The organism is Microbacterium sp. BF1 (genome assembly GCF_019279095.1).
Lineage (GTDB): Bacteria > Actinomycetota > Actinomycetes > Actinomycetales > Microbacteriaceae > Microbacterium > Microbacterium maritypicum.
In genome coordinates this window covers 1-10,862 of the sequence record NZ_JAGYWT010000033.1, presented here as the reverse complement: position 1 = coordinate 10,862, position 10,862 = coordinate 1, and the positions used below count along the sequence as shown (strand labels likewise).

The window sequence follows — 10,862 nt, the reverse complement described above, 5'->3', positions numbered from 1 at the left end:
GGCGGACCGAGACGGTGCGACCCGCACTCGGCACCGGGATCGTCCGCGTGTTCGGGATCGCCGCGGCGAAGGTGGGGTGGAGTGAACGGCAGCTCCGGGCGGCGGGGCGCGAGTTCTACGTCGTGCACGTGCACCCCGGATCCCATGCGGGGTACTACCCCGGTGCCGAGACGCTGTCGATGAAGCTGCTCGCCGACCCTGGATCCGACGCCATCCTCGGGGCGCAGATCGTCGGGCGGGACGGTGTGGACAAGCGGATCGACGTGGTGGCGACGGCCATGCAGGCCGGCATGCCCGCGGCCGAGCTCGCGCATCTCGAGCTCGCCTACGCGCCGCAGTTCGGCTCGGCGAAGGATGCGGTGAACATCCTCGGCTACGTCGCGGAGAACACCCGCACCGGCACCACTCCGACGATCCAGTGGCATGAGCTCGAGGCCGCGCAGACGGCGGGAGCCACCTTGATCGACGTGCGCTCGCCCGCGGAGTTCGCGGCCGGGGCGATTCCCGGTGCCCTCAACGTGCCGGTCGATGAGCTCAGGGATCGGCGGGACGAACTGCCGGACGGGCCCGTCGTGGTCCACTGCCAGGTCGGACTGCGCGGGCACATCGCCACCCGGATCCTCCGGCAGCACAGTGTCGACGCGCGCAACCTCGACGGCGGCTATCGCACCTGGCGCGACGCCACCCTGCTTCGCGGCTAGAGCAGGCGCGCGGTCGTCCCGCGCACGTTCAGCTCGTAGGGCAGCGCCGAGGGGATGTGCACGGCATCCGGGGTGGCGAGCTTCGCAAGCACCGCATCCGCTGCCCGCTCTCCCTGTCCGAGCGGGAACTGATCGACCGTGGTCAGGCGGAAGAACTCGCCGAGCTCGTGCCCGTCGATGCCGACGATCGACAGCTCCTCCGGCACGCTGAAGCCGAGGTCGCGAGCCGCGAGCAGGGCGCCGATGGCCATCTCATCCGACGCCGCGAACACCGCGGTCGGGCGGGGTCCCGGGCGTCCGAGCAGCTGCTTGGCCGCCCGGTATCCGCCCTCGACCGTGAAGTCGGCTGGTTCGAGGAAGGCATGGTTCAGGGGGAGGGCGGCCTTCGCCAGAGCCTTCTCGAAGCCCAGGCGGCGGTTGGTCGGGATGTGGAAGTCGATGTCGAACTCGGGGTTCGCCCCGATGTGCGCGATGTCGGTGTGGCCGAGGCTGATCAGGTGCTCGGTCGCCAGCTGCGCGACCGCGACGTCGTCGACCGTGAGGGTGTCGAGCTTCGGGTTCGGACCGCCGATCGCGATCACGGGAAGCCCGAGGTCGAGCAGGTGCTGCGTCTCGTCCTCGTCGAGCTCGATCGACACCGCGATCACGGCATCCACGCGCTGTCGACGCAGGAACGTGTCGAACACGTGGCGGCGCACGTCCTTGTCGGCGGTGATGTTGTACAGCGTGATGTCGTAGCCCGCGCGCATGAGAGCGGCGGAGACGCCGGAGAGCACCGTGCTGAAGAACCACCGGTCGAGGAAGGGGACGATCACGCCGACGTTGCGGGTGCGACCGGAGGCCAGGCTCGAAGCGCGCGACGAGACGACGTAGCCGAGCGACTGCGCCGCGGCCTGCACCCTCTCCTTCGCGGACTCGGACACATGGCCGCGTCCGCTCAGTGCGCGCGAGACGGTCGCGGTGGAGACTCCGGCGAGCCGGGCGACCTCATCGATGCTGGCCATGTGTTCCTTCTCGAAAAGTGCTCCGGTCGCGATTCCTGTCGTCTCACGGGGGAGTGAGCGGCAGGAATCGCGACCGGAAGGGCCTGTCAGGCCTGGATTGCGGTGGTGTACCAGACGGCGGTGTCGACCGGGATCGATGCGCCTTCGAACGGCTGGCTCTGCAGGATCACGAGGGCATCGGCCGGCAGGTCGATCGGCGCGGTGCCGAGGTTCGCGACCACGTGCACGTCACCGCGGCGGAAGGCCACCGCGTCGGGACCGGCGTCTTCCCAGACCAGGGAGCCGCTGCCGAAGCCGTGCTCACGACGAGCGGCCAGCAGACGCTTGTACAGCGCGAGCGTCGACGAGGGGTCGACCTCCTCGACGTCGCGGGCGTAGGTCGACCAGTCGGCGGGCTGCGGGAGCCACGAGAGACCGGTGTCGTTGAAGCCGAACGCCGGAGCCTCCGCCTCCCAGGGCAGCGGCACGCGGCATCCGTCGCGTCCGTAGCGCTCGCCGTTCGTGCGGAACCAGGTCGGGTCCTGACGGTACTCGTCCGGGATCTCCATGGCTTCGGGCAGCCCGAGCTCCTCGCCCTGGTACAGGTACGAACGGCCTGCTGCACGACCTCGTCGTCGGAGACGCGGTCCTTGTCGACATCGCGCACGTTGATGAGAACCTGCGGGTAGATGGTCATCACCGATGCGAGCTCGGCGATCGACTTCTTCTGCCGCGCCATCTCGGCCACCAGGTGCAGGCCTGTGAGGATTCCGTCACCCGTGGTGGCGTACTCGCTCATGATGACGTGACCGGACTGCTCGCCGCCGAGCGCGTAGCCGCCCTCGTTCATGTCCTCGAGCACGTAGCGGTCTCCGACAGCGGTCTGTCGGACGGTGATCCCGTGCTCGCGCATCGCGACATGCAGACCGAGGTTGCTCATCACCGTCGCGACGAGGGTGTCGTCGGTGAGGTGACCGCGCTCCTTCATGGACACCGCGAGGATGGCCATGATCTGGTCACCGTCGATGTGGTTTCCCTCGGCATCCACCGCGAGGCACCGGTCGGCGTCGCCGTCGTGAGCGATGCCGATGTCGGCGCCCAGACGCACGACGGCCTCGGCGAGGTTGTCGAGGTGGGTCGAGCCGACACCGTCGTTGATGTTCCAGCCGTCGGGGTCTGCCCCGATGACGGTCACCTCGGCGCCGGCGTCGCGGAACGTCTCCGGTGAGACGCCGGATGCCGCGCCGTGGGCGCAGTCGAGCACCACGTGGATGCCGTCCAGGCGGTTCGGGAGCGATCCGAGCAGGTGCACCACGTAGCGGTCCTCGGCGTCGGAGAACCGATCGATGCGACCGACTCCGGCACCCGTCGGGCGCAGCTTGTCGCCGGCCATGGCCTCTTCGATGCGCTGCTCGACCACGTCGGGAAGCTTGCGGCCTCCGCGGGCGAAGATCTTGATCCCGTTGTCGGGCGCAGCATTGTGCGACGCCGAGATCATCACGCCGAAGTCGGCGTCACGGTCGGCGACGAGGAATGCGAGCGCGGGCGTCGGAATGACTCCCGCCTCGAGCACGTCGACTCCGGAGGAGGCGAGACCTGCGGCGACGGCCGCGGCGATGAAGTGTCCGGAGACCCGGGGGTCTCGGGCGACCACTGCGGTGAGTCGCTTGCCTTCGGCCTTGCGAGCCTCCGCAGTACGGCCCTGGCCCAGGACGACAGCAGTCGCCTGGGCCAGGGTGAGCGCCAGGTCGGCGGTGAGGATGCCATTGGCGAGTCCTCGCACACCGTCCGTGCCAAAGATCGGCATCGGAGCAGTTGACCTTAACGCTTCGAGTACTGAGGCGCCTTACGGGCCTTCTTGAGTCCAGCCTTCTTGCGCTCCTTGACGCGGGCGTCGCGCGAGAGGAAGCCGGCCTTCTTCAGGGTCGGGCGGTTGTTCTCCTCGTCGATGCCGTTCAGCGAACGGGCGATGCCGAGGCGAAGCGCACCGGCCTGGCCCGAGGGGCCGCCGCCGGAGATGCGCGCGATGACGTCGTATGCACCGGCGAGGTTCAGCACGGTGAACGGGTCGTTGATCAGCTGCTGGTGCAGCTTGTTCGGGAAGTAGTCCTCGATCGTGCGGCCGTTGACCGTGATCGTTCCCGAGCCGGGGACGATGCGCACGCGGGCGATGGCCTGCTTGCGACGGCCGACAGCGGCACCCGGGACGCTGAGGACGGGGCGGGGAGCCGCCTCGACCACGTCGGTCTCGGGAGTCGACGTCGAGAAGTTCTGGGGGGTTTCGGTGGTATCCTGGATGTCAGCCACGAGTATGTCCTTTAAGTCTTACGGCGCTTACTGGGCGACCTGGTCGAGGGTGTACGGCGTCGGCTGCTGCGCGGCGTGCGGGTGCTCGGCACCGACGTACACCTTGAGCTTGGACAGCTGCTGGCGGCCGATGCTGTTCTTGGGGAGCATGCCACGGATGGCCTTCTCGACAGCGCGGACCGGGTTCTTCTCGAGGAGCTCGGCGTAGGTGACCGACTTCAGGCCGCCCGGGTAACCGGAGTGGCGGTAGGCCATCTTCTTCTGGAGCTTCTGACCGGTGAGCGCAACCTTCTCCGCGTTCACGATGATGACGAAGTCACCCGAGTCGATGTGGTTGGCGAAGGTCGGCTTGTGCTTGCCACGCAGGAGCGTAGCGGCGTGCGAGGCCAGACGGCCGAGAACGACGTCGGTGGCGTCGATGACGACCCAATCGCGCTGGACTTCGCCAGCCTTGGGGGTGTAAGTGCGCGTCACGATAGTGCTGCTTTCTTGTGTCGAACGGAGAAGTTCGTGAATCCCACTCCGGGGTGGTTCTTCCCGACAGGGAGGAACACGCCAGTGGAGGGCTCACGTTCGGACGATGCCCCTTCTCCGCGAGCGGGGAAAGGCACCAAAGAGAAATCATACGCCACGCCGAGCCGTATGCCCAAACCACGGGCTCAGTCGGGCTTGACCGTCACGAGGATCGGCCGGTGATCGCTCGCCCCCTGCGGCAGGGTCGTGATGCGCTCGATCTCGAACCCCGTGGAGGTGGCGAAGTCGTAGTGCCCGCGGAAGACGCGGTAGCGCGTGTAGGTGTGGTCGTCGCTGAGAGAGAGCGCGTACCCGTGGTCGCGCACGGCCTGGCCGAGGTTCTCCTTGAAGATCGGGTAGTTGTAGTCCCCCACCATCAGCTGGGGCAGACCTTCGCCGAGTGCCGCGAGGTCGGTGAGCGCGGCACGGATCTGGTGGCGTCGCAGGGAGTTCAACGCGGTCAGCGGTGCTGCGTGGAACGAGGCGACGATGAAATCCTGGCGGTCGTCGATGTCGCTCAGCCGCGCACCGAGCACGCGCTCGTGCGCCGGTTTCGCGATGCGGTCGTGCAGCGACTTCTTGAGGCCGAGCATGCGGATCGCCTGCAGGCGGAACGTGCTCGCGCGATAGAAGAGCGCGAGTCCGAGGCGGTTGCCCTGGGTGGCGTCCGCGAGCACGAGATCGCCGATCTGCGCCGGCAGCTCGGGCACGTCGCACTCCTGCAGGCAGAGGATGTCGGGATCGTGCTCGCGCACCAGCGCCGCGAGTTCGCCGGCGGCCCGGTGCTTCTGGAGGTTGTACGAGATGACCTTCATGACCGTTCCACGCTACTCGCCCCTGCTGTGCCCCGGCTCCGGATCGTCGTCGTATCCCCAGCGGATTCCGAGAACGCCCGGACCGAGAGCACGCGCACATCACGATGTCTGCGACGCTGCCGGGCGGCGCCGTCATCTCAGCCGCTCGCTCCATCGCGACGGGCGCGGGTCTGAGTGGCACGGGACGAGAGCAGCTCGTCTGCGGGGTAGCCGACCTCGGTGAGGATCAAGCCGCGAGCGGCCAGCACCTTGAACTCGCTGGTCCGGGTGAGCGCATCGCGCAGCACCACGAGGTCGTCGACGTCGAGGCGCCCCTCGCCCACGGCCACGCAGGCGCCCACGAGCGCGCGCACCATGCTGTGACAGAACGCATCGGCCTTGACCTCGGCGACGAGCACGCCGTCGGCATCGCGCTCCCAGCGGTAGTCGAGCAGGGTGCGGATGGTCGTCGCCTCCTCACGCGGCTTGCAGTACGCCGCGAAGTCGTGCAGTCCGATCAGTGTCCTCGCCGCGGCATCCATCGCGCGTTCGTCGAGGCGACCGCGGACGACGGTCGTGTCGTGGCGGCGCAGCGGATCGTAGCCCGCCTGCCCATCGGCGAGACGGTAACGGTAGCGTCGCCAGACGGCGGAGAACCGCGCGTCGAACCCCTCAGGAGCGATCGACGTGCGGGTCACGGTGACATCGGAGTAGGCGCCGAGCACTCCCCGCATGCGCCCGGCGATGGTCTCGGCTGGTTCCAGCGGTGCACGCCCCTGCCTCGCTTCGATGCGCGACCACTGCTTCTCGTCGAGGTCGACGTGCGCGACCTGCCCGCTCGCATGCACTCCGGCGTCGGTGCGGCCGGCCACCACGAACTGCACGTCGGAGCCGACGATGCGCGCGAGCGCCGCTTCCAGCGTCCCCTGCACCGTGCGGAGAGCCGGCTGCTTCGCCCACCCGCGGAAGTGGGTGCCGTCGTAGGCGATGTCGAGACGGATGCGCACGCAGCAAGCCTAGGACAAGCGCCCGGTACCACCGGGCGACCCTCAGCGCTCGACCAGGATGCCGTCCTCATCGCTGTAGAGATGCGCCCCGGGTCGGAACACCACTCCAGCGATCACGAGCGTGACGTCGAGCTCGCCCGCACCGAGCTTGGCGCTCTTGCGCGGATTGGTGCCCAGCGCCTTGACGCCGAGGTCGAGCGCATCGATCGCGACGCGGTCGCGGATCGCCCCGTTGATCACGACACCCGCCCAGCCGTTCGCCACCGCTGACGCCGCGATCAGGTCGCCCATGAGCGCCGTCTCGAGCGAGCCTGCACCGTCGACGATGAGCACGGCGCCCGCACCGGGTGTCGCCAGCACGGACTTCACGAGCGCGTTGTCTTCGAAACAGCGGACGGTGCGGATCGGACCGTCGAATGCCGACCGTCCGCCGAACGAGCGCAGCTGCAGCGAGAGCGACTGGATCCCCTCTTCGAGCTCGTCGTAGAGATCTGCCGTCGCGACCGGCATCCTCAGATGCCTCCGTCGATGGAACGGATCGTCACGGCGGGCTCGTCCGGCACCATCACCTGGGTCTCCCGGTTCAGGCTCTCACCGCGGAAGAACCGCTTCGATCGAGGGAACAGGTACCAGAGGAACATCAGCACCAGGCCGAAGGCCAGCGAGCCGACGCCGATCACGAACGTACCGCCGATGCCGAACAGGACCGTATAGCCGTAGTCGACGTCCCACATGTCGATCGCCGACTGGATGAACGCCCAGGCCAGCATGAGCCCGCCCAGCAGCGGGAACAGGCCCTTGAAGAAGAACTCGCGGGCGGAGGAGGTCAGATCCTTGCGGAAGTACCAGACGCAGGCGAACCCGGTGATGGCGTAGTAGAACGCGATCGCGAGCCCCAGCGAGAGGATCGAGTCCTGCAGGATGTTGTCGCTGATCAGCGTCATCCCGACGTAGTAGAGCGACGCGACCACGCCCATCACGATGGTCGAGAACGACGGGGTCTTGTAGGTCGGGTGCACCTCCTTGAACCGGGCGGGCAGAGCGCGGTACACACCCATCGCGAGCGTGCCGCGAGCGGTGGGGAGGATCGTGGTCTGGGTCGACGAGATCGCCGAGATGATCACCGAGACCACCAGCACCCAGCCGAACGGTCCCAGCAGCCCGTCCTTGATCGCCAGGAAGAAGTCGTCGGCGTTCGCCTCGTTGCCCAGGCCCGTGCCGTCTTCTCCGAGACCGGCGTACATCATGGCCGCGATGGTCACGGCGACGTAGGTGAACAGCAGGATCACGGTCGTCAGGAGCGCTGCGCGGCCCGGAATGCGCTTCGGGTCCTTCGTCTCCTCGTTCAGGGCGAGGCAGGTGTCCCATCCCCAGTAGATGAAGAGTGCGAGCAGGATGGCCTCGGTGAACCCCGACCAGTCGGTGAACGCGAACGGGTTCATCCACTCCCAGTCGAACGGGGTCGGATTGGGTGCGGTGCCGGCGAAGAACTGCCAGAGCGCGGTGACGACGAAGATCGCGAGCGCGAGGTACTGGATGCCGAGCAGGATGTTCTGGATGCGCTCGCCGATCTCGACCCCGCGCCAGCTGACCCAGGTCATGGCCGCGATGAAGAGCACGGCCACCACGACGACCCGCCAGTCGTTGTTCTCCAGGTCCTGCCCGATCAGCGACCAGAAGTAGACCGAGGCGATCTGGGCCAGGTTGGCGAGCACGACCATGCCGGCCACAGCCACACCCCAGCCGCCCATCCAGCCGGCCCACGGGCCGAAGGCCTTGGTCCCCCAGGTGAAGGTCGTCCCGCAGTCGGGGACCACGTTGTTGAGCTCGCGATAGGCGAAGGCGATCAGGAGCATCGGGACGAAGGCGATGATGAAGGCGATCGGCGCCTGGGCGCCCACAGCGAGCACCACGAAGCCGAGCGTCGCGACGAGCGAGTAGACCGGCGCCGTCGAGGCGAGACCGATGACGGTCGAGCCCCAGAGCCCCAGTGTTCCCGCAGCCAGACCCTTGCCGTCGGGTCGTTCCAGATGAATCGGCGTCGTTGCTGGCATGTCAGAACAGTAGAGCCACCGCGGTTATCGCGTCAACGGGTTTCTTCGACCGCCTGAATCCGAAGCGCGGAATGGACCTTCACGACGGAATCCGTGGAATCAGGGCCTTTCGAGCATGCCGTCAGCGTGCTCGGCCACCCACTCCATCAACGGCAGCATCCTCTCCATCAGGTCACGCCCGAGCGGGGTCAGGCTGTACTCCACGTGGGGCGGCACGGTCGGGAGGGATTCCCGGTGCACCAATCCGTCTTCGGCGAGCGTACGCAGGGTGGAGGCGAGCATCTTCTCGCTGATGCCCTCGACTTCCCGTCGCAGCGCGCCCCAGCGGTGGGTGCCGTCGGACAGGCAGGAGAGCACGAGAACGCCCCACTTGCTCATGATGTGATCGAGGATGACGCGCGTGCCGCAGTTCTGATCGAAGACGAACGGAGTGGATTCCTTTATCTGCGCGAAACTAACCGTCATGTGGGTACCTTACTTCAAAGTGGGTACCCGCTGGATGGAATGCGGGATGCCCGCTCTCGGGTTGTCGAGGATGTCGCTTACGAAAGGACCCTCATGACCATCCTCGTCACCGGTGCGACCGGCAACCTCGGCCGTCTCATCATCGCCGGCCTCCTCGAGCGCGGCACCGACCCGCAGTCGATCGTCGCCGGAGCTCGCAACACGGCCAAGGCCGCCGATCTGGGCGTGCGTGTCGTGCACCTCGACTACACCGACGCCGCCTCGGTCGCGACCGCCGTCGAGGGTATCGACACCGTCGTGCTGGTCTCCGGCTCCGAGGTCGGTCAGCGCGTCGCCCAGCACCGCGCGGTCATCGATGCGGCGAAGGCCGCCGGCGTCTCGAAGCTCGTCTACACGAGTGTGCCGAAGGCCACCACGAGCGACCTGATCCTGGCACCGGAGCACAAGGCGACGGAAGAGCTCATCGCCGCCGCAGGTGTGCCCGCGGTGATCCTCCGCAACAACTGGTACACCGAGAACTACGTCGCCGACCTCACCCCCTCCGCCGAGACGGGCGTGCTCGCCGCCGGTGCCGGGGACGGACGTGTCGCCTCGGCGAGCCGCAGGGACTTCGCCGAGGCTGCGGCCGCAGTGGCGCTCGAAGACGGGCACATCGGCGAGGTGTACGAGCTGGCGGGCGACGTCGCCTGGACGTACTCCGACCTCGCTGCGACCTTCTCCGAGCTGACCGGACGCGAGGTCTCGTATGTGCGTCTCGGTTTCGACGTCCTTCTCGCGGATGCCGTCGGCGCCGGGCGTCCATCCGGCCTCGTCGAGCAGCTTCTCCGCCTTCTTCGGGTCGTACGCGTAGTGCTCCGACTCGTCCTTGTAGCCGAGCGCCTGGGACGACAGCACCGAGGTCGCCACCGGGTAGTTCTCCGTGAAGAGGGTGTCGACGACCTCCTGGGCGTTCACCGCGGCGATGAGGGCCTGTCGGACGCGGATGTCGGTGAGCAGCGGATTCTCGGGCCGCAGCGCGATGGAGTTGTTCACGCCGCGGGTCTGCGGGGCGTAGAGCGTGAAGCCGGCGCTCTCGACGCGGTCCTCGTCGAACGCCTGCACGTAGCGGACGTAGTCGGCCTGGCCTGCCAGCAGCGAGCCGATGCGCACCGAGTCCTCGGGGGTGATCAGCACGTGCACGGCGTCGAGGTAGGGGCGGCCGTCGTTGTCGACGCTGTCGGGACCCCAGTCGTAGTCGTCGCGGGCGGTGAGCGTGTACTCGGTGCCGAGCTTCTCGCCCGTGACCGTGAAGGGTCCGGATCCGATGATCTCGGCGGCGTTGCCCGCGCCGAAGTCCTCGATCGTGCCGTCGAGGGTCTCCGGCGACAGCAGACCCGAGTTGATGGTGGAGGTCGCCTGCAGGAACCCGGGCGACGGCGCCGAGAAGCGGAACGTCACGGTGTCCTCGTCGACGACCTCGCTGCTGGCGTAGTTGTTGATCGCCTCCGAGACCGTGAGGCCCCGCTCCGCGTCGCCCAGGCCGTAGGTGTCGAAGTTCTTCTTCACGGCCGCGGCATCGAGCACCGTGCCGTCGGAGAACGTGACGTCGGGGTTGAGGTCGAACGTGTACTCGGTGGCGTCATCGTTCATCGTCCAGTCGGAGGCGATCCACGGCTCGATCTCGAGCGTGTCCGGGTTCTGCCAGGTGAGACGGGCCGCGATGTTGTTCACGATGCCGCCGTTCGGGTAGAAGCCGGCCTGGGGCGGGTACAGGTTCGTGTACGCCTGGTGCTCGAGGTAGGTGAGGGTTCCTCCCTTGACGGGGTCTGCGCCCTCGGCGGGCATGGGCGATCATCTGAGTCATTGCGTTGCCGAGGCCAGCGCTGAGGGTGGCGAGGTTGCGGCGGAGAAGGTCCGCGAGGCCAACGAAGCGATCGCCCAGCAGCGACAACGCCACCGTTTCGAGCGCTCTCGTCGCCGCAGAAACTTGGGTGAGGATGTCAATGCAGTACTTGTCTTCGTCGACCATCCGTGCGATCCCTCGCACCTGACCCTCGAC

At 67.6% G+C, this 10,862-nt stretch carries 9 protein-coding genes and 6 pseudogenes; 3 read left to right on the top strand and 12 right to left on the bottom strand.

What is annotated here, in order from left to right; all coding sequences use genetic code 11:
• On the top strand, positions 1-701 hold a 701-nt coding region (locus KZA10_RS02365), incomplete at its 5' end, for a rhodanese-like domain-containing protein (RefSeq protein ID WP_256934313.1).
• On the opposite strand, the gene KZA10_RS02360 is transcribed toward KZA10_RS02365, so the two are convergent.
• From KZA10_RS02360 to KZA10_RS02320, 10 genes and pseudogenes are all read right to left on the bottom strand, one after another.
• Positions 698-1,705, bottom strand: coding sequence for a LacI family DNA-binding transcriptional regulator (locus tag KZA10_RS02360; RefSeq protein WP_218682071.1), 1,008 nt, complete (start codon positions 1,703-1,705; stop codon positions 698-700). The genes KZA10_RS02365 and KZA10_RS02360 overlap by 4 nt on opposite strands.
• Before the next feature lie 86 nt (positions 1,706-1,791).
• Positions 1,792-2,301 (bottom strand): annotated as a pseudogene (locus KZA10_RS17640) (DUF3459 domain-containing protein); the annotation flags it as partial.
• Positions 2,292-3,491, bottom strand: a pseudogene (glmM, locus tag KZA10_RS02355) (phosphoglucosamine mutase); the annotation flags it as partial. The pseudogenes KZA10_RS17640 and glmM, both read right to left, overlap by 10 nt.
• Positions 3,492-3,505: 14 nt before the next feature.
• The gene (gene rpsI, locus KZA10_RS02350; RefSeq protein WP_017828210.1) at positions 3,506-3,991 is read right to left on the bottom strand and encodes a 30S ribosomal protein S9; all 486 of its coding nucleotides are present in this window, start codon (positions 3,989-3,991) and stop codon (positions 3,506-3,508) included.
• A 27-nt stretch (positions 3,992-4,018) separates the two neighbouring features.
• On the bottom strand, positions 4,019-4,465 hold the full coding sequence (rplM, locus tag KZA10_RS02345; RefSeq protein WP_017828209.1) for a 50S ribosomal protein L13: 447 nt from the start codon (positions 4,463-4,465) through the stop codon (positions 4,019-4,021).
• A 185-nt stretch (positions 4,466-4,650) separates the two neighbouring features.
• Entirely contained in the window at positions 4,651-5,319 is a 669-nt protein-coding gene (locus KZA10_RS02340; protein ID WP_141387856.1) for an endonuclease/exonuclease/phosphatase family protein, read from the bottom strand.
• Positions 5,320-5,456: 137 nt separating this feature from the next.
• A complete protein-coding gene (gene truA, locus KZA10_RS02335) occupies positions 5,457-6,305 on the bottom strand; it encodes a tRNA pseudouridine(38-40) synthase TruA (protein WP_218682070.1) in 849 nt (282 codons plus the stop codon).
• A 42-nt stretch (positions 6,306-6,347) separates the two neighbouring features.
• A complete protein-coding gene (gene rraA, locus KZA10_RS02330; protein ID WP_218682069.1) occupies positions 6,348-6,815 on the bottom strand; it encodes a ribonuclease E activity regulator RraA in 468 nt (155 codons plus the stop codon).
• A gap of 2 nt (positions 6,816-6,817) precedes the next feature.
• Positions 6,818-8,359, bottom strand: a complete 1,542-nt coding sequence (locus KZA10_RS02325) for an APC family permease (RefSeq protein ID WP_218682068.1) — start codon at positions 8,357-8,359, stop codon at positions 6,818-6,820.
• A gap of 99 nt (positions 8,360-8,458) precedes the next feature.
• Positions 8,459-8,824: a helix-turn-helix domain-containing protein gene (locus tag KZA10_RS02320; protein ID WP_218682067.1), complete on the bottom strand. Its 366-nt coding sequence runs from the start codon at positions 8,822-8,824 to the stop codon at positions 8,459-8,461.
• Between the two features lie 39 nt (positions 8,825-8,863).
• Between KZA10_RS02320 and KZA10_RS02315 the strand changes: the two are divergent.
• Positions 8,864-9,514: pseudogene (locus KZA10_RS02315) on the top strand (NAD(P)H-binding protein); the annotation flags it as partial.
• A 129-nt stretch (positions 9,515-9,643) separates the two neighbouring features.
• Here KZA10_RS02315 and KZA10_RS02310 read toward each other — a convergent pair.
• A pseudogene (locus KZA10_RS02310) lies at positions 9,644-10,648 on the bottom strand (TIGR04028 family ABC transporter substrate-binding protein); the annotation flags it as partial.
• On the opposite strand from KZA10_RS02310, the pseudogene KZA10_RS02305 reads away from it, so the two are divergent.
• Positions 10,647-10,745 (top strand): annotated as a pseudogene (locus KZA10_RS02305) (CopY family transcriptional regulator); the annotation flags it as partial. The pseudogenes KZA10_RS02310 and KZA10_RS02305 overlap by 2 nt on opposite strands.
• Here KZA10_RS02305 and KZA10_RS02300 read toward each other — a convergent pair.
• A pseudogene (locus KZA10_RS02300) lies at positions 10,737-10,862 on the bottom strand (metal-sensitive transcriptional regulator); the annotation flags it as partial. The pseudogenes KZA10_RS02305 and KZA10_RS02300 sit on opposite strands and share 9 nt — an antisense overlap.

Coding starts and splice junctions, on each gene's coding strand:
- KZA10_RS02360 (WP_218682071.1), bottom strand. CDS start 1,705: ATGGCCAGCATCGATGAGGTCGCCCGGCTCGCCGGAGTCTCCACCGCG.
- KZA10_RS02320 (WP_218682067.1), bottom strand. CDS start 8,824: ATGACGGTTAGTTTCGCGCAGATAAAGGAATCCACTCCGTTCGTCTTC.
- KZA10_RS02340 (WP_141387856.1), bottom strand. CDS start 5,319: ATGAAGGTCATCTCGTACAACCTCCAGAAGCACCGGGCCGCCGGCGAA.
- rraA (WP_218682069.1), bottom strand. CDS start 6,815: ATGCCGGTCGCGACGGCAGATCTCTACGACGAGCTCGAAGAGGGGATC.
- KZA10_RS02325 (WP_218682068.1), bottom strand. CDS start 8,359: ATGCCAGCAACGACGCCGATTCATCTGGAACGACCCGACGGCAAGGGT.